This window comes from Streptococcus sp. KHUD_011 (assembly GCF_046352925.1).
Classification (GTDB): Bacteria; Bacillota; Bacilli; order Lactobacillales; family Streptococcaceae; genus Streptococcus.
The window spans coordinates 750587-768587 of the sequence record NZ_CP157578.1; the positions used below are offsets into that span (position 1 = coordinate 750587).

The window sequence follows — 18001 nt, forward strand, 5'->3', positions numbered from 1 at the left end:
TAACAATACAAATAAATGAAAGTTGGTGTTTCTATTGCATAAAGCAGTAAAACAAGAAAAAGGTCATGGCTATCTCCGTAAAACTAAGTTAGGTTTGTTAAGTGGCATTATCCTAACGACTGCTTTAGGGAGTTTATTTTTAAATGGGATTGTAAGCGCTGACGAACAACCAAATTCAAGTACACCTCCTAATGCAGCACAGACTCCTCCTAGCGAAACTGTGGTTCAAAGTGAGTATGAAACGAGTACAACACATACGGTAAAAGAAACCGAGTTAAAAGCTAAAGTTGAAGAAGTAAAAGCTTTAGGGGTTAAGGTTACAGAAACACCCACTGAAAATGTAGGTGTTGCAAATAGTTCTTCTGAGGTTACACATTTACGCACAACTGCCGAAGAGAAAGTAGATGCTCAAATTCGTGATTTAGAGTCTGCAAAAGCTGAACAAGAGCAAGTGAAAGCGGATAGAACGAAGATTGATGAGTTTAAAAATACTCTTATCAATGCTAATTATATTAAAGTAAAAGCTAGATTAGTTTCTCAGGTAAATAGTCGAGATATCGATGAAGATGTCTCGAAAGAAGCGTCAGTTAGCCCGATTACATCAAGTAGCGGTGAAATTCGGTATTTGAAAGCGAATGAATTGGAGTTAACTGATTCTCAAGGTTTGTATAATGCAGTATCGAAACCAACTACTGAGGAAGTTACAGAAACATTTATTAAGGTACCTGCTCGAATTGGAATTACAGATAAATATGCAACAAATCGTGTGAATATCGGGTATCCTGCTCGTATAGTGGAACTAACTCCAAACACTGTGTATAGTTACACCATCACACCTCGTTCAGATAGTGTTTTATCTAGTATTTACGGTATCGGTAGTATTGAGACAACTGCTAAATTTGAGTATACGCTACCTGAAGAAACCAAACTTTACGCTACATTTAGCAGTAAACCTGTTGAGACTCATGTAATTATTAAAAACTTAACTCGACGTGCTGAAAATCATACTGATTTCATTGGTTATACTCGAACTTATACTTATAAGGATAAGCAAGGAAATATTATTCCAATTAAAGATTTATATGCAAAATTCTTAGATGTCCAAGGTTTTAAGGGTAAAGGGGTTATAACGTCTTCTGATATTCCAAAATCTAAATTATCCGAGTTTGAAGTACGTTCAGCTGGTGCTGATTACACTTATAGACAAGAAACATCTTTACTTGGAGAAAATACAATTTCTCAAAAAGAGTACATTGCTAGTAAAGTAGTTCCTAATAAACGTAATCAGTTTACACCTCGCATTGTTTATGCATCAAATCTCCAAAGAGTTGAATTGACAGATACAGAAAAAGCAATCAACGGTGTGTCTCGCACTTTCCATACTGTTACTTATACAGAAGTTCAAAACAAAGGTTTAGTGACTCAGAAGTTTGTAAACGAACAAGGTGTTGAAATTGCACCTAGTGTTAAATCTGAACTTAAAGAAGTAGGTTCTGAGGTATCTTTAACTCATCCGACCGATTTGGACTTTGAGAACAAGCGTTATACCTTTAAAGAACAAGACAAACAAGATATTACAGAGATTGTGAAAGGTGAAACTGTCATTACCTATGTGTATAAACAGAAGTATGAGAATAACTTACCACCTGTAGAAACAGAAACAAAAATTCCAATTACAACAACTTATGTAGAAGACAAAACAATCGACTATGGTACGGAAATTGTTGAATCGAACGGTAGCGAAGGTAAAATTGTAACTACAACACCTAAAATTGTGAATGAACTTGATGGTATTGTAACTGACGGTAAGCCGACTGAAAAAGAAACTCCTATGGTACCAAAAGTAGTTAAAGTAGGTACTAAACCTAAAGTTGTAGAAACAACTACTCCATATACAACACGTTATGTAGAAGATAATACAAAAGATAAAGATTATCGTGAAGTAACAAAACCTGGTAAATCTGGTAAGACAACTACTACGACAACTTATACCTTGGATCCTAATACAGGAGCAGTAACACCGAATGAACCAACCATGATTACTGAAGAAGCAGTAGAAGAAGTTATCACAGTAGGTACGAAACCAACAGTTGTAGAAACAACTACTCCATATACAATACGTTATGTAGAAGATAATACAAAAGATAAAGATTATCGTGAAGTAACAAGACCTGGTAAATCTGGTAAGACAACTACTACGACAACTTATACCTTGGATCCTAATACAGGAGCAATAACACCGAATGAACCAACCACGATTACTGAAGAAGCAGTAGAAGAAGTTATCACAGTCGGTACGAAACCAAAGGTTGAAAGGCCAAAAGTTGAAACACCAAAGGTTGAAAGGCCAAAAGTTGAAAGGCCAAAAGTTGAAACACCAAAGGTTGAAAGGCCAAAAGTTGAAAGGCCAAAGGTTGAAAGGCCAAAAGTTGAAACGCCAAAGGTTGAAAGGCCAAAAGTTGAAACGCCAAAGGTTGAAAGGCCAAAAGTTGAAACACCAAAGGTTGAAAGGCCAAAAGTTGAAACACCAAAGGTTGAAACGCCAAAGGTAGAAGTACCAAAATCAAAGACACCAACTGAACAATCGACAAAAGAAACTTCACAAATTCCGACTTCTGTAGCAAGTAAGAGAGAGGAATTGCCTAATACAGGTACAGAAGATCATGCTAATCTTGTAGTCTTAGGACTTCTAGGAGTTTTGAGTGGATTTGGATTTCTTGCACACAAGAAAAAAGAAGTGGAGAAATAGTTTTTTCTAACCTATATTAGAAAAGGGCTCACATCTGTGGGCTTTTTCTCTTTGACAATCTTTTTGCTTTAATAATCTAAAAGATTAGAATTGTCAAAACAATCTGTCTAGGCTTGATTTTATGGCTTATTTACTATAAAATGAGAAGGAAAAACGTCAAACTTTTATATTGCAAATAGGAGAAAACATGACAAAAACATTAAAACGTCCAGAGGTTTTATCACCTGCAGGGACTTTAGAGAAGCTAAAGGTAGCTGTTCAATATGGAGCAGATGCTGTCTTTATCGGTGGTCAGGCCTATGGCCTTCGTAGCCGTGCCGGAAACTTTACTTTCGAACAGATGGAAGAAGGTGTCCAGTTTGCGGCCAAGTATGGTGCTAAGGTTTATGTGGCTGCCAATATGGTTATGCACGAAGGAAATGAGGCTGGTGCCGGTGAGTGGTTCCGTAAACTACGTGATATCGGAATCGCGGCAGTTATCGTGTCTGATCCAGCCTTGATTATGATTGCGGCTACAGAAGCACCAGGTCTTGAAATCCACCTCTCTACCCAAGCAAGTGCCACTAACTATGAAACACTTGAGTTCTGGAAAGAACTAGGTTTAACTCGTGTCGTTTTGGCGCGTGAGGTTTCAATGGAAGAATTGGCAGAAATTCGCAAACGTACAGATGTTGAGATTGAAGCCTTTGTTCATGGAGCCATGTGTATTTCTTACTCTGGTCGTTGTACTCTTTCAAACCACATGAGTATGCGTGATGCTAACCGTGGTGGTTGCTCTCAGTCTTGTCGTTGGAAGTACGACCTTTACGATATGCCATTTGGGAAGGAACGTAAGAGTCTTAAAGGTGAAATTCCTGAAGAATTTTCAATGTCAGCCGTTGATATGTCCATGATTGACCATATCCCAGATATGATTGAAAACGGTGTGGACAGTCTCAAGATTGAAGGACGTATGAAGTCTATTCACTACGTATCAACAGTAACAAACTGCTACAAGGCAGCTGTTGATGCTTATCTAGAAAGTCCAGAGAAGTTTGAAGCTATCAAGCAGGACTTGATTGATGAAATGTGGAAGGTTGCCCAACGTGAATTAGCAACAGGTTTCTACTATGGTACACCATCTGAAAATGAGCAGTTGTTTGGTGCTCGTCGTAAAATTCCTGAGTATAAGTTTGTCGCTGAAGTGGTTTCTTACGATGATGCGACACAAACAGCAACCATTCGCCAACGGAACGTCATTAACGAAGGGGACCAAGTTGAGTTTTATGGCCCAGGTTTCCGTCATTTTGAGACTTATATCGAAGATTTGCATGATGCTAAAGGAAATAAGATCGATCGCGCTCCAAATCCAATGGAACTATTGACTATCAAGGTTCCACAACCTGTTCAAGCTGGAGATATGGTTCGAGCTCTCAAAGAAGGTCTCATCAATCTTTATAAGGAAGATGGAACCAGCGTCACAGTTCGTGCTTAATAAACATGTAGGGGACGAAAGCTTTCTAGTTGCTTTCCCTTTAATCCTATTTACTAAAAGAACATTAGGTTAAAAAAATATATTAATTTCCATCCGAGATTTCATCTCGGATTTTTTCATTATTTTTCAGAAAGACCTAGATAATAGACGGATTTATTACAAGTTTTTTCCAAAATTTTCTATATAATAGACTTAAAAATAGTAAAATTGTAAATAATTTTCATTAAACGCTTTCAATGTTAGTAAAAAGTTGACAAATCCAATTTTTAGGACTAAACTAAGTAAGTAAATAAATTTTAATTAAAAGGAGAATTCGTCATGAATTTAACATATTTCGGTCTATGTCTTGCCTGTATGGGTGTATCTCTTGGTGAAGGTATGTTGATGAACGGTTTGTTGAAATCAGTTGCTCGCCAACCAGATATCATCTCAGAACTACGTAGTTTGATGATCCTAGGGGTTGCCTTTATTGAAGGTACTTTCTTCGTTACTCTTGTCTTTTCATTTATCATCAAATAAAAGAAGTATAAATTGAAAAAGGGAGGATTTTAGATGGAAGAAAGTATTAATCCAACCATCAATATTGGTCCTGTTACCTTTAATTTAACCATAGTAGTTTTGACTTTGTTGACTGTAGCACTTATTTTTGGCTTTATTTATTGGGCAACTCGAAATATGACTTTGAGACCCACAGGAAAACAAAATGTATTAGAGTATTTATTTGATTTTGTTGTTGGATTTACAAAATCAAACCTTGGTCCAATGATAAAGGATTATTCTCTCTTTTATTTCTGTTTATTCCTATTTATGGCCATTGCAAATAATATTGGCTTAATGGCTAGAATTCAGACTACAGATGGTGTAAATCTTTGGACCTCACCAACAGCAAATTTGTCATTTGACTTGGTCTTGTCTTTTACAATTATCTTAATGACTCACGTAGAAGGAATTCGTCGTCGTGGAATCAAAAAGTATTTAAAAGCATTTGTAACACCAGGTTTTATGACACCAATGAATCTCTTGGAAGAAGTTACCAATCTCCTTTCACTTGCATTGCGGGTCTTTGGTAATATCTTTGCAGGGGAAGTGATGGCAAGTATGTTAGTCCTACTTTCTCATCAGGCCTTCTATTGGTATCCTATTGCTTTTGGAACAAATCTAATCTGGACTGCATTTTCTGTTTTTATTTCTTGTGTACAAGCATATGTATTTACATTGTTGTCTTCGATGTACTTAGGAAATAAAATTAATGATGAAGAATAGAAAGGAGTAGTTTATGAATGTAACAGTAGGTGAATTGCTTGGTGATTTTATACTAATCGCTGGTTCCTTTATTCTCTTGCTAGTCTTGGTTAAGAAATACGCTTGGTCAAATTTGACTAGCATTTTCGAACAAAGAGCAGAAAAAATTGCAGCAGATATTGACGGAGCTGAACAAGCACGTCAAAAAGCAGAAGTATTGGCTCAGAAACGCGAAGATGAATTGGCTGGTAGCCGCAAAGAAGCTAAGACAATCATTGAGAATGCGAAAGAAACAGCTGAGAAAAGCAAAGCTAGTATTTTAGCAGATGCTAAGCTAGAAGCAGGACGCTTGAAAGAAAAAGCGAACCAAGAAATTGCTCAAAATAAAGCTGAAGCTTTACAAAGCGTTAAGGGTGAGGTAGCAGATTTGACAATCAGCTTGGCTGGTAAAATCATCTCACAAAACCTTGACGGTCATGCCCATAAAGAACTCATTGATCAGTATATCGATCAGTTAGGAGAAGCTTAATGGACAAGAAAACAGTAAAGGTAATTGAAAAATACAGCATGCCTTTTGTCCAATTGGTTTTAGAAAAAGGAGAAGAAGACCGTATCTTTTCAGACTTAGCTCAAATCAAGCAAGTTGCTGAAGAAACAGGCTTACCTTCTTTTTTAAAAAAAGTGGCAGTAGACGAGTCTGACAAGGAAAAAACAATTACTTTCTTCCAAGATTCAGTGTCACCTTTATTGCAAAACTTTATCCAGGTTCTTATCTACAATCACAGAGCAAATCTTTTTTATGATATTCTTGTAGATTGCTTGAACCGACTTGAAAAAGAAACAAATCGATTTGAAGTGACGATTAGGTCAGCTCATCCTTTAACTGATGAACAGAAGAGTCGCTTGCTCCCTTTGATTGAGAAAAAAATGTCTCTTAAAGTAAGGAGTGTAAAAGAACAAATCGATGAAAGTCTTATTGGTGGTTTTGTCATTTTTGCCAATCACAAGACAATTGATGTGAGTATTAAACAACAACTTAAAGTTGTTAAAGAAAATTTGAAATAGAAAGTGGTGTTCTTTTGGCAATTAACGCACAAGAAATCAGCGCTTTAATTAAGCAACAAATTGAAAATTTCAAACCCAATTTTGATGTGACTGAAACAGGTGTTGTAACCTATATCGGGGACGGTATCGCGCGTGCTCACGGCCTTGAAAATGCCATGAGTGGAGAGTTGTTGATTTTTGAAAACGGCTCTTATGGGATGGCTCAAAACTTGGAGTCAACAGACGTTGGTATTATCATCCTAGGTGACTTTACAGATATCCGTGAAGGCGATACAATCCGCCGTACAGGGAAAATCATGGAAGTCCCAGTAGGTGAAAGTCTGATTGGTCGTGTTGTGGATCCGCTTGGTCGTCCAGTTGACGGTCTTGGAGAAATCTACACTGATAAAACTCGTCCAGTAGAAGCACCAGCTCCTGGTGTTATGCAACGTAAGTCTGTATCAGAACCATTGCAAACTGGTTTGAAAGCTATTGACGCCCTTGTACCGATTGGTCGTGGTCAACGTGAGTTGATTATCGGTGACCGTCAGACAGGGAAAACAACCATTGCGATTGATACAATCTTGAACCAAAAAGGTCAAGATATGATCTGTATCTACGTAGCGATTGGACAAAAAGAATCAACAGTTCGTACGCAAGTAGAAACACTACGTCAGTACGGTGCCTTGGATTACACAATCGTTGTGACAGCCTCTGCTTCACAACCATCTCCATTGCTTTTCCTAGCTCCTTATGCTGGGGTTGCCATGGCAGAAGAATTTATGTACCAAGGTAAGCATGTTTTGATCGTTTATGATGATCTTTCAAAACAAGCGGTAGCTTATCGTGAACTGTCTCTCTTGCTTCGTCGTCCTCCAGGTCGTGAAGCATTCCCAGGGGATGTTTTCTACCTTCACAGCCGTTTGCTTGAGCGCTCAGCTAAAGTTTCTGATGAACTTGGTGGTGGCTCTATTACAGCCCTACCGTTTATCGAGACACAAGCAGGAGATATCTCTGCCTATATCGCAACCAACGTGATTTCAATCACTGATGGACAAATCTTCCTTGGCGATGGTCTCTTCAATGCGGGTATTCGTCCAGCCATTGACGCGGGTTCATCTGTATCACGTGTAGGTGGTTCTGCACAAATTAAAGCCATGAAAAAGGTTGCTGGTACACTTCGTATCGACCTTGCTTCATACCGTGAGTTGGAAGCCTTCACTAAGTTTGGTTCTGACTTGGACGCAGCAACACAGGCTAAGTTGAACCGTGGGCGTCGTACAGTTGAAGTTTTGAAACAACCTGTTCACAAACCATTACCTGTTGAGAAACAAGTAACCATTCTCTATGCTTTGACACATGGTTTCTTGGATACTGTTCCTGTAGATGAAATTGTTCGTTTCGAGGAAGAGTTCCATGCCTTCTTTGATGCTCAACATCCAGAGATTTTGGAAACCATTCGTGATACAAAAGACTTGCCAGAAGAAGCAGTCTTGGATGCTGCGATTACAGAGTTTCTCAATCAAACCAGCTTCCAATAAGAATAGAGGTGTCAGATGGCAGTATCTCTAAATGATATTAAAACAAAAATCGCCTCAACAAAAAATACGAGTCAAATCACTAATGCCATGCAGATGGTATCAGCTGCTAAGCTAGGTCGTTCTGAAGAAGCTGCTCGCAACTTCCAAGTTTATGCTCAGAAAGTTCGTAAACTGTTGACGGATATTCTTCATGGGAATGGAGCTGGTAGTTCAACTAATCCGATGTTGATTAGCCGTCCAGTTAAGAAGACAGGCTATATCGTCATTACTTCAGACCGCGGTTTGGTTGGAGGTTATAATTCCTCTATTCTGAAAGCCGTTATGGAGCTGAAAGAAGAATACCATCCAGACGGTAAAGGTTTTGAAATGATCTGTATTGGTGGAATGGGAGCTGATTTCTTTAAGGCTCGTGGTATTCAACCACTTTATGAACTACGTGGCTTGGCAGATCAACCAAGCTTTGATGAAGTTCGTAAGATTATTTCAAAAACTGTTGAAATGTACCAAAATGAACTTTTTGATGAACTCTATGTCTGCTATAACCACCATGTCAATACGCTAACCAGTCAAATGCGTGTGGAACAAATGCTTCCAATTGTTGACTTGGATCCAAATGAAGCAGATGATAGTTACAGCTTGACCTTTGAATTGGAAACTAGCCGAGAAGAAATTTTGGAGCAGTTGTTGCCTCAATTTGCAGAAAGTATGATTTACGGTGCTATTATCGATGCTAAGACAGCTGAAAATGCTGCAGGTATGACAGCTATGCAAACAGCGACAGATAATGCTAAGAAAGTCATCAATGATTTGACAATTCAGTATAACCGTGCCAGACAGGCGGCGATTACACAAGAAATTACAGAAATCGTAGCAGGAGCTAGTGCCTTAGAATAGGCACTAGTCCAGCTCGTATGAAAATGAACTTAGGACCTAGTTAAGCTAGGGACCGACAGTATCTTATATAGAATAGGAGAAGGAGATGAGTTCAGGTAAAATTGCTCAGGTTATCGGTCCCGTTGTAGACGTCTTGTTTGCAGCAGGGGAAAAACTTCCTGAGATTAACAATGCACTTGTCGTCTACAAAAATGACGAAAGAAAAACAAAAATCGTCCTTGAAGTAGCCTTGGAGTTGGGAGATGGTATGGTCCGTACTATCGCCATGGAATCAACAGATGGTTTGACTCGTGGAATGGAAGTATTGGACACAGGTCGTCCAATCTCTGTACCAGTAGGTAAAGAAACTTTGGGACGTGTCTTCAATGTTTTGGGAGATACCATTGACTTGGAAGCTCCTTTTACAGAAGATGCAGAGCGTCAGCCAATTCATAAAAAAGCTCCAACTTTTGATGAGTTGTCTACCTCTTCTGAAATCCTTGAAACAGGGATTAAGGTTATCGACCTTCTTGCCCCTTACCTTAAAGGTGGTAAGGTTGGACTTTTCGGTGGTGCCGGAGTTGGTAAAACTGTCTTGATTCAAGAATTGATTCACAACATTGCCCAAGAACACGGTGGTATTTCAGTATTTACCGGTGTTGGGGAACGTACTCGTGAGGGTAATGACCTTTACTGGGAAATGAAAGAATCAGGCGTTATCGAGAAAACAGCCATGGTATTTGGTCAGATGAATGAGCCACCAGGAGCACGTATGCGTGTTGCCCTTACTGGTTTGACAATTGCTGAATACTTCCGTGATGTAGAAGGCCAAGACGTGCTTCTCTTTATCGATAATATCTTCCGTTTCACTCAGGCTGGTTCAGAAGTATCTGCCCTTTTGGGTCGTATGCCATCAGCCGTTGGTTACCAACCAACACTTGCTACGGAAATGGGTCAATTGCAAGAGCGTATTACATCAACTAAAAAGGGTTCTGTAACCTCTATCCAGGCTATCTATGTGCCAGCGGATGACTATACTGACCCAGCGCCAGCAACAGCCTTCGCTCACTTGGACTCAACAACTAACTTGGAACGTAAGTTGGTACAATTGGGTATCTACCCAGCCGTTGACCCACTTGCTTCAAGCTCACGTGCCTTGGCACCTGAAATTGTTGGAGAAGAGCACTATGCAGTTGCTGCTGAAGTAAAACGTGTTCTTCAACGTTACCATGAATTGCAAGATATTATTGCTATCCTTGGTATGGATGAGCTTTCTGATGAAGAAAAGACCTTGGTTGCTCGTGCTCGTCGTATCCAGTTCTTCTTGTCACAAAACTTCAACGTTGCTGAACAATTTACTGGTCAACCAGGTTCTTATGTTCCAGTTGCTGAAACTGTTCGTGGCTTTAAGGAAATCCTTGATGGTAAACACGACCACTTGCCAGAAGATGCCTTCCGTGGTGTAGGTTCTATCGAAGATGTGATTGCAAAAGCTGAAAAAATGGGATTTTAAGAGGTGATCTATGGCTCAGTTAACTGTCCAGATCGTGACACCAGATGGTCTCGTCTATGATCACCATGCCAGCTTTGTATCAGTTCGAACTCTGGATGGTGAGATGGGAATCTTGCCACGACATGAAAATATGATTGCAGTTTTAGCAGTTGATGAGGTTAAGGTTAAACGTGTAGATGATGAAAATCACGTGAACTGGATTGCAGTGAACGGAGGCGTTATCGAAGTTGCCAATGGCGTTGTCACAATTGTTGCTGACTCTGCAGAACGTGCTCGTGATATCGACGTTAGTCGTGCAGAACGTGCCAAACTTCGAGCAGAGCGTGAAATTGAAGAAGCACAAGACAAACACTTGATTGACCAAGAACGTCGTGCGAAGATTGCACTGCAACGTGCCATTAACCGTATTAATGTCGGAAATAGACTATAAGAAAAAAATGAACTTGAGTTACCAAGTTCATTTTTTATGTTTTCTTAAGGGGCAAAACTGATGCAGACTGCTTCTGGGACATGGAAGTCATTAGAAAGTTCTGCTAGACGTCCAGTTTCAGAGTTGCGTTTAAAGACGGTTGCATTGTCAGAGTCTTGATGGACAGCAATGACAAATTCTTGGTCTGGTGTCAAATCAAAATCACGTGGAGTCTGACCATGTGTCGGAACGATTTCTAACAACTCTAAGCTACCGTCCGCAAGAATTGTATATACTGCGATAGAATCATGACCCCGGTTAGAGGCGTAGAGGTATTTACCATCTTTAGAGAGACGAATAGCAGCAGTACCATTAAAGCCTTCATAACCGTCTGGTAGAGTTGAAATGACTTGCATGCGTTCAAATTCGCCAACACCATCGTAGATTAGAACCTCGATAGTGCTATTGAGTTCACAAATGAGATAAGCGATTTTATAATGGTTATGGAAAATAATATGGCGTGAGCCTGCTCCTGGCTGGCTATGATAGGTATAGAGCTTAGATAATTTTTCTTCTGAATCAAGATCATAAGTAATTACTTGGTCAGTACCCAAGTCGCAGGTCACTAGATAGTGGTCAGGTGTTAAATCTGAATAGTGAACATGTGGAGAAGCTTGATTTTCATGTGGACCTTGGCCGCTGTGTTGATCCACATCACTAAGTAGAAGACGACCATCTTCCTGGCGTTTATAAACAAGTACCTGTCCTTTATGGTAGTTGGCAGCATATACCAAATCACGCTTTTCATCCACGGCAACATAACAGTGGGGAGCTCCTTCTTCAACGACATGATTTAATAAGGTACCATTAGTTTGATAGGCTGCAATTCCACCCTTATCGTCTTGACTACCAACAGTGTATAAATGTTGATGCTGGTCAAAGGCAAGGTAGGTTGGACTTGGCTCAGTAGCAAAAAGTTCTAGATTTGAAAGCTGACCAGTTTCTGTATCAAAGTCTGCCTTGTAAATCCCTTGGGAAGTACGACGTGTATAAGTTCCAAAATAAACAGTTTCTTTCATGACTATACCTCTTTATAAAGATAAGACTATTATATCACAAAAAATGTAGTTGGAGGAATTCTATAACATAGATATAAATATAATAAAATATTAAATCAAACTTGATTTTGTATTGATTTCCTTTTGAAAAGTGCTATAATAATCTTATACAAATTGCAAAGGAGTTTGTTTATGAAAAAACGTGTTTTCTTAGCATCAGGAGTTGCTGTACTCTCGGCAGCTGTCCTAGCAGCGTGTTCATCTGGTAATGCTAATAAAGAAGCAAATAAACCAGTTACTTATGCCTATGTATTTTCATCAGATCCTTCTACTCTGGATTATACAGTTTCTGGAAATGTCAGCACTAAACAGGTCACAGGTAACGTTATTGACGGTTTGCTTGAAAATGACCAATATGGGAATCTTGTTCCATCAGTTGCAGAAGATTGGACTGTTTCCAAAGATGGTTTGACCTATACTTATAAAATCCGTCAGGGTATCAAATGGTATACCAATGAGGGGGAAGAGTATGGTGAAGTCAAGGCTCAAGACTTTGTGACTGGTCTGAAACACGCAGCAGATAAGAAATCACAGGCTCTTTATCTCGTACAGGATTCTATCAAAGGATTGGATGACTATGTAAATGGGAAAACAACAGATTTTTCTAGTGTTGGGGTAAAAGCAACTGACGATTATACTGTAGTCTATACTTTGAACCATCCAGAATCTTTCTGGAATTCAAAAACAACAATGGGAGTCCTTGCACCAGTTAATGAAGACTTTTTAGCTTCTAAAGGAGATGACTTTGGTAAACCAACGGATGTAACGAGCATTCTATATAATGGGCCTTATCTCCTCAAAGGTCTTACATCTAAGTCTTCTATCGAAATGACCAAAAATCAAAACTACTGGGATAAACAAAATGTCTTTATTGATGATATCAAGTTATCCTTCTTTGATGGTCAAGATGCAGACTCTCTAGGACGCGGTTTTGATGAGGGACACTATCCAGCTGCACCACTCTTTAAAAACTCTGCTAACTATGAACGTCTAAAAGAAAAATACAAGGATAATATTGTGTATGGTCAACAGCGTGGAGGAGTTTTTTATATCTCAACCAATATCGACCGTGTAAATTACAATCACACTGCTAAAACAAGTGATGCAGAAAAAACTTCTACTAAGAAAGCCTTGTTAAACAAAGATTTCCGTCAAGCCTTGGCTTTTGCGGTAGATCGTAAAGCAGGGATCTCTCAAGTATTTGGTGATGAAGTAGGACCTCGTAAGTTACGGACAAGTTTCACTCCTCCAACATTTGTTCAAGTAGGAGATCAAACATTTGGTCAAGTTACTAAGACAGAATTGGATAAATTGGATAATGTCTGGAAAGATGTCAGTCTTGATGATGCCCAAGATTCACTACATAGTGTAGATAAAGCCAAAGCTAAGTTTGAAGCTGCTAAGAAAACCCTTCAAGCTGAAGGAGTACAGTTCCCAATTCATTTAGATTTGCCAATTTCTTCATCAAATCCAGATTTTATTCGTCAGGTTCAGTCTTATAAACAATCCATTGAGGAAGCCTTAGGCTCTGACAATGTAGTTGTTGATATTCAACAAGTTTCTGATGACGAATTGGGAAGTATGACTACTCTAGCTACTTCCAATGCAAATACTGACTGGGATATTAATGCAGTCAGTGGTTGGACTCCAGACTTTGCAGATCCATCGACTTATCTAGATGTATTTGATCCAACTTCAGGTCCAAGTCTCCTAAGTGCTCTTGGTGTGGCACCAGGAACAGACAATCCAGTTATTAAAACAGTTGGATTGGATAAATACAAAGAATTGATTGATGATGCAAATAGTGAGAAAACAGACCTTCAAAAACGTTATTCCAAATATTCTAAGGCTCAAGCTTGGTTGTCAGATAGTGCACTTGTTATTCCAGTATACTCTGATGGTGCTCAAATGCTAGTGACGAAAATGGTTCCTGGCAGTGGTGCCGGTGGCTGGGTAGGTGACAAGACTAGTGAAAATAGCTACAAGTATCTGAAAATCCAAGATAAGATTGTCACTACTAAAGAAATGGATGAGTTCCGCAAGAAATTTGCTGATGAAAAAGCCAAATCCAATGCTGATTATCAGAAGAACTTAGACCGTCATATTCAAGACTAATCGAATCTCCTCTTTTGAGGAGATTTTTTATGTTGCTGTCTCCATGTAAGCACTTTAAAAAAGAGTTATTTTGATTTAAAAATGGTATAATGAGAGAACAATAGAAAGGAAGTATTTATGGAGCAAAAAGAGAAACATTTTAGCCTATCTTGGTTTTTCAAGTGGTTTTTGGATAATAAGGCCATTACGGTATTTTTGGTGACCTTATTATTGGGACTGAATCTTTTTATTTTAAGTAAGATTAGTTTTCTATTTTCACCTGTTTTAGACTTTTTGGCGGTCGTGATGTTGCCAGTCATTCTATCTGGTTTGCTATATTATTTATTAAATCCTATTGTTGATTGGATGGAGAAGCATAAGGTGAATCGTGTTATAGCTATCACTATTGTCTTTGTCATCATCGCTCTTTTTATCATTTGGGGCTTGGCAGTAGCTATTCCAAATCTGCAACGTCAAGTTTTAACATTTGCAAGAAATGTACCAATCTATCTTGAAGATGCTGACAGGGTTATTGATGATTTGGTAACCAAGCGTTTACCAGATGATTTCAGGCCTCAGTTAGAACAAGTTTTGACAAACTTCTCTAGTCAGGCTACAGTTTGGGCGAGCAAGGTTTCATCTCAGGCAGTCAACTGGGTGAGTGCATTTATTAGCGGCGCATCTCAAGTGATTGTTGCCTTGATTATCGTTCCTTTCATGCTCTTTTATCTCTTACGTGATGGGAAAGGCCTGCGTCACTATTTGACCCAATTCATGCCAACGAAATTGAAAGAACCTGTTGGACAAGTTTTATCAGATGTGAATCAGCAGTTGTCCAACTATGTTCGAGGGCAAGTGACAGTGGCTATTATTGTTGCGGTAATGTTTATGATCTTCTTCAAGATCATTGGTCTACGCTATGCGGTTACGCTGGGTGTTACTGCTGGTATTCTAAATCTGGTTCCTTATCTTGGTAGCTTCTTAGCCATGCTCCCTGCTCTAGTATTGGGTTTGATTGCTGGTCCAGTCATGCTTTTGAAAGTAGTGATTGTCTTTATCGTAGAACAAACTATTGAAGGCCGTTTTGTCTCTCCATTGATTTTGGGAAGTCAATTAAATATCCATCCCATTAATGTTCTCTTTGTCTTGTTAACTTCAGGATCCATGTTTGGTATCTGTGGAGTCTTGCTCGGTATTCCGGTTTATGCCTCTGCTAAAGTTGTCATTTCAGCCATTTTCGAATGGTACAAGGTAGTCAGTGGCCTATATGAACTAGAGGGAGAGGAAGTCAAGAGTGAACAATAGTCAACAGATGTTACAGGCTTTGGAAGAGCAAGATTTAACCAAGGCTGAGCATTATTTCGCTAAAGCTTTAGAAAATGATCCAAGTGACCTTCTGTATGAGTTAGCTACTTATCTTGAAGGGATTGGTTTTTATCCTCAGGCCAAGGAAATTTACCTGAAAATTGTAGAGGATTTTCCAGAGGTTCATCTTAATCTAGCAGCTATTGCTAGCGAGGATGGTCAAATCGAGGAAGCCTTTGCCTATCTTGAGGAAATCCAAGCTGACAGTGACTGGTATGTTTCGGCTTTGGCTCTTAAAGCAGACCTCTACCAGCTGGAAGGTTTGACAGATGTGGCGCGTGAGAAATTATTGGAGGCCTTGACTTACTCAGAGGATCCTCTCTTGATATTGGGATTAGCAGAGTTGAATAGTGAGTTGGAAAATTATCAAGAGGCCATTCAAGGCTATGCCCAGTTAGATAATCGTACTATTTATGAGCAAACAGGCATTTCTACCTATCAACGAATTGGCTTTGCCTATGCTCAGTTAGGGAAATTTGAAACGGCTACAGAGTTTTTGGAAAAAGCCCTGGAGTTAGAATACGATGACCTAACAGCTTTTGAGCTGGCCAGCCTTTACTTTGATCAAGAAGAATACCAAAAAGCTGTCCTCTATTTTAAGCAGATCGATACCATTTCTCCTGACTTTGAAGGCTATGAGTATGGGTACAGTCAGGCCTTACATAAGGAACACCAAGTTCAAGAAGCCCTGCGTATCGCTAAGCAAGGATTAGAGAAAAATCCCTTTGAAACTCGTCTCTTGCTGGCTGCTTCACAATTTTCTTATGAATTGCATGATGCTAGTGATGCAGAGAACTACCTCCTTACTGCTAAAGAAGATGCTGAGGATACGGAAGAAATCTTACTCCGTCTAGCTACTATTTATCTGGAGCAGGAGCGTTATGAGGATATTCTAGACTTGCAGAGCGAAGAGCCAGAAAATCTCTTGACCAAGTGGATGATTGCTCGTTCCTATCAAGAAATGGACGATTTGGATACTGCCTATGAGCTTTACCAAGAATTAGTAGGGGATTTGAAGGACAATCCAGAGTTTCTGGAACACTATATCTATCTTTTGCGTGAATTAGGTTACTTTGAGGAAGCAAAAGTCAATGCACAAACTTATTTAAAACTGGTTCCAGATGATGTGCAAATGCAAGACTTATTTGAGAGATTATAAGAATATATTTTTAAAACTGTATCTTATCATTTTTGATAGATATAGTTTTTCGTTTTAAAGAGAATTTTTTTACAAAAATTATTGGTTATTTTGTTTATTTATGCTATAATAGGAACAATTATTTTTAGGAGGTGCAGTATGTCTTATTTGTTTGAGATATTACCGAGTTTATTGAGCGGTGCAAGCATGACTTTGCAGGTTTTTGCACTGGTCTTGATTTTTTCTATTCCCTTGGGCGTTTTGATTGCCTTTGCCTTGCAAGTCCATTGGAAGCCCCTCCATCATTTGATTAATATTTATATTTGGATTATGCGAGGCACACCCTTGCTCTTGCAATTAATCTTTATCTATTATGTGCTGCCAAGTATTGGGATTCGTTTGGACCGTCTTCCTGCGGCTATCATTGCCTTTGTGTTGAATTATGCGGCTTACTTTGCTGAAATCTTCCGTGGAGGGATTGATACCATTCCTAAAGGTCAATATGAAGCTGCTAAGGTTTTGAAGTTTAGTCCTTTTGCTACAGTTCGCTTTATTATCTTACCTCAGGTGACTAAGATTGTTCTTCCTAGTGTATTTAACGAAGTTATGAGTTTGGTCAAGGATACTTCTTTGGTCTATGCTCTAGGCATTTCAGACCTTATCTTGGCTAGTCGAACAGCTGCCAACCGTGATGCTAGCCTAGTTCCTATGTTCTTGGCAGGAGCCATTTACTTGATTTTGATTGGTATTGTGACCATCCTTGCCAAAAAAGTTGAGAAGAAGTACAGTTACTATAGATAGGAGGCTGCCATGTTAGAATTACGAAATATCAATAAGGGCTTTGGTGAAAAGCAAATTTTATCTAATTTCAGTCTAAAAATTCCTGAAAAGCAAATCCTGGCAATCGTTGGGCCTTCTGGTGGAGGTAAGACAACCCTCTTACGTATGCTTGCAGGTCTTGAAACCATTGATTCAGGGCAAATCTTTTATAATGGAGAACCTTTAGAACTGGATGAACTGGAGAAGAGGAATCTACTAGGATTTGTATTTCAAGATTTCCAACTGTTCCCTCATTTATCAGTTCTAGACAATTTGATCTTATCTCCTGTGAAAACAATGGGAATGAAGCAGGAAGAGGCTGAGAAGAAGGCGCGTGGGCTCCTGGAACAGTTGGGACTGGCAGGACATGCAAATGCCTATCCATTTTCACTATCAGGTGGACAAAAGCAGCGGGTGGCCTTGGCGCGTGCTATGATGATTGACCCAGAAATCATTGGCTACGATGAACCAACTTCTGCCCTAGATCCAGAATTGCGCTTGGAAGTGGAAAAACTAATCTTGCAAAATAGGGAATTAGGGATGACGCAGATTGTCGTTACCCACGATTTACAGTTCGCTGAAAATATTGCGGATCAAATTCTCAAGGTTGAGCCCAAGTAGG

16 protein-coding genes are annotated in these 18001 nt (G+C 39.2%); 15 read left to right on the forward strand and 1 reads right to left on the reverse strand.

The annotated features are described in order from the left end of the window. Window positions 1-34: 34 nt before the first annotated feature. The 10 genes from ABKJ27_RS03440 (at window position 35) to ABKJ27_RS03485 (ending at window position 10866) form a co-directional block, all read left to right on the forward strand. Window positions 35-2749 (forward strand): G5 domain-containing protein, encoded by a 2715-nt coding sequence (locus tag ABKJ27_RS03440; protein ID WP_410012049.1) that lies wholly within the window; start codon window positions 35-37, stop codon window positions 2747-2749. A gap of 187 nt (window positions 2750-2936) precedes the next feature. After that, window positions 2937-4223, forward strand: coding sequence for a peptidase U32 family protein (locus tag ABKJ27_RS03445; RefSeq protein ID WP_000169065.1), 1287 nt, complete (start codon window positions 2937-2939; stop codon window positions 4221-4223). A gap of 318 nt (window positions 4224-4541) precedes the next feature. Then, complete coding sequence (locus ABKJ27_RS03450) at window positions 4542-4742, forward strand: F0F1 ATP synthase subunit C (RefSeq protein ID WP_237446783.1); 201 nt, start codon at window positions 4542-4544, stop codon at window positions 4740-4742. Between the two features lie 33 nt (window positions 4743-4775). After that, window positions 4776-5486: a F0F1 ATP synthase subunit A gene (gene atpB, locus ABKJ27_RS03455; RefSeq protein WP_000392870.1), complete on the forward strand. Its 711-nt coding sequence runs from the start codon at window positions 4776-4778 to the stop codon at window positions 5484-5486. Window positions 5487-5499: 13 nt separating this feature from the next. Then, the gene (atpF, locus tag ABKJ27_RS03460) at window positions 5500-5994 is read left to right on the forward strand and encodes a F0F1 ATP synthase subunit B (protein ID WP_001103468.1); all 495 of its coding nucleotides are present in this window, start codon (window positions 5500-5502) and stop codon (window positions 5992-5994) included. Then, window positions 5994-6530 carry a F0F1 ATP synthase subunit delta gene (locus ABKJ27_RS03465; RefSeq protein WP_237446784.1) on the forward strand — a complete coding sequence of 179 codons (537 nt, stop codon included), beginning with the start codon at window positions 5994-5996 and terminating at the stop codon, window positions 6528-6530. The genes atpF and ABKJ27_RS03465 overlap by 1 nt, the downstream gene beginning before the upstream one ends. A gap of 14 nt (window positions 6531-6544) precedes the next feature. Further along, window positions 6545-8050: a F0F1 ATP synthase subunit alpha gene (gene atpA, locus ABKJ27_RS03470; RefSeq protein ID WP_237446785.1), complete on the forward strand. Its 1506-nt coding sequence runs from the start codon at window positions 6545-6547 to the stop codon at window positions 8048-8050. A gap of 15 nt (window positions 8051-8065) precedes the next feature. Further along, on the forward strand, window positions 8066-8944 hold the full coding sequence (locus ABKJ27_RS03475; protein WP_000301224.1) for a F0F1 ATP synthase subunit gamma: 879 nt from the start codon (window positions 8066-8068) through the stop codon (window positions 8942-8944). Between the two features lie 85 nt (window positions 8945-9029). Next, window positions 9030-10436 (forward strand): F0F1 ATP synthase subunit beta, encoded by a 1407-nt coding sequence (atpD, locus tag ABKJ27_RS03480; protein WP_000094357.1) that lies wholly within the window; start codon window positions 9030-9032, stop codon window positions 10434-10436. Between the two features lie 10 nt (window positions 10437-10446). Next, entirely contained in the window at window positions 10447-10866 is a 420-nt protein-coding gene (locus ABKJ27_RS03485; protein ID WP_004256585.1) for a F0F1 ATP synthase subunit epsilon, read from the forward strand. 44 nt (window positions 10867-10910) lie between these two features. On the opposite strand, the gene ABKJ27_RS03490 is transcribed toward ABKJ27_RS03485, so the two are convergent. Continuing rightward, the gene (locus ABKJ27_RS03490) at window positions 10911-11924 is read right to left on the reverse strand and encodes a lactonase family protein (RefSeq protein WP_410012050.1); all 1014 of its coding nucleotides are present in this window, start codon (window positions 11922-11924) and stop codon (window positions 10911-10913) included. Window positions 11925-12095: 171 nt separating this feature from the next. Between ABKJ27_RS03490 and ABKJ27_RS03495 the strand changes: the two genes are divergently transcribed. From ABKJ27_RS03495 to ABKJ27_RS03515, 5 genes are all read left to right on the forward strand, one after another. Next, entirely contained in the window at window positions 12096-14078 is a 1983-nt protein-coding gene (locus tag ABKJ27_RS03495; protein WP_410012051.1) for a peptide ABC transporter substrate-binding protein, read from the forward strand. A 117-nt stretch (window positions 14079-14195) separates the two neighbouring features. After that, window positions 14196-15362: an AI-2E family transporter gene (locus ABKJ27_RS03500; RefSeq protein WP_237446789.1), complete on the forward strand. Its 1167-nt coding sequence runs from the start codon at window positions 14196-14198 to the stop codon at window positions 15360-15362. Next, window positions 15352-16581 (forward strand): tetratricopeptide repeat protein, encoded by a 1230-nt coding sequence (locus tag ABKJ27_RS03505; protein ID WP_410012052.1) that lies wholly within the window; start codon window positions 15352-15354, stop codon window positions 16579-16581. The genes ABKJ27_RS03500 and ABKJ27_RS03505 overlap by 11 nt, the downstream gene beginning before the upstream one ends. Window positions 16582-16719: 138 nt before the next feature. Further along, window positions 16720-17361, forward strand: a complete 642-nt coding sequence (locus ABKJ27_RS03510) for an amino acid ABC transporter permease (protein ID WP_153210613.1) — start codon at window positions 16720-16722, stop codon at window positions 17359-17361. Window positions 17362-17370: 9 nt separating this feature from the next. After that, window positions 17371-18000 (forward strand): amino acid ABC transporter ATP-binding protein, encoded by a 630-nt coding sequence (locus tag ABKJ27_RS03515; RefSeq protein ID WP_261046537.1) that lies wholly within the window; start codon window positions 17371-17373, stop codon window positions 17998-18000. Window position 18001 lies beyond the last annotated feature (1 nt).

What these genes read in the sequence shown, in the direction of transcription:
- ABKJ27_RS03475 (WP_000301224.1), top strand. Translation starts at nt 8,066, where the DNA reads ATGGCAGTATCTCTAAATGATATTAAAACAAAAATCGCCTCAACAAAA.
- ABKJ27_RS03490 (WP_410012050.1), bottom strand. Translation starts at nt 11,924, where the DNA reads ATGAAAGAAACTGTTTATTTTGGAACTTATACACGTCGTACTTCCCAA.
- ABKJ27_RS03500 (WP_237446789.1), top strand. Translation starts at nt 14,196, where the DNA reads ATGGAGCAAAAAGAGAAACATTTTAGCCTATCTTGGTTTTTCAAGTGG.
- atpD (WP_000094357.1), top strand. Translation starts at nt 9,030, where the DNA reads ATGAGTTCAGGTAAAATTGCTCAGGTTATCGGTCCCGTTGTAGACGTC.
- ABKJ27_RS03515 (WP_261046537.1), top strand. Translation starts at nt 17,371, where the DNA reads ATGTTAGAATTACGAAATATCAATAAGGGCTTTGGTGAAAAGCAAATT.
- atpB (WP_000392870.1), top strand. Translation starts at nt 4,776, where the DNA reads ATGGAAGAAAGTATTAATCCAACCATCAATATTGGTCCTGTTACCTTT.
- ABKJ27_RS03485 (WP_004256585.1), top strand. Translation starts at nt 10,447, where the DNA reads ATGGCTCAGTTAACTGTCCAGATCGTGACACCAGATGGTCTCGTCTAT.
- ABKJ27_RS03445 (WP_000169065.1), top strand. Translation starts at nt 2,937, where the DNA reads ATGACAAAAACATTAAAACGTCCAGAGGTTTTATCACCTGCAGGGACT.
- ABKJ27_RS03495 (WP_410012051.1), top strand. Translation starts at nt 12,096, where the DNA reads ATGAAAAAACGTGTTTTCTTAGCATCAGGAGTTGCTGTACTCTCGGCA.
- ABKJ27_RS03510 (WP_153210613.1), top strand. Translation starts at nt 16,720, where the DNA reads ATGTCTTATTTGTTTGAGATATTACCGAGTTTATTGAGCGGTGCAAGC.
- ABKJ27_RS03465 (WP_237446784.1), top strand. Translation starts at nt 5,994, where the DNA reads ATGGACAAGAAAACAGTAAAGGTAATTGAAAAATACAGCATGCCTTTT.
- ABKJ27_RS03450 (WP_237446783.1), top strand. Translation starts at nt 4,542, where the DNA reads ATGAATTTAACATATTTCGGTCTATGTCTTGCCTGTATGGGTGTATCT.
- atpF (WP_001103468.1), top strand. Translation starts at nt 5,500, where the DNA reads ATGAATGTAACAGTAGGTGAATTGCTTGGTGATTTTATACTAATCGCT.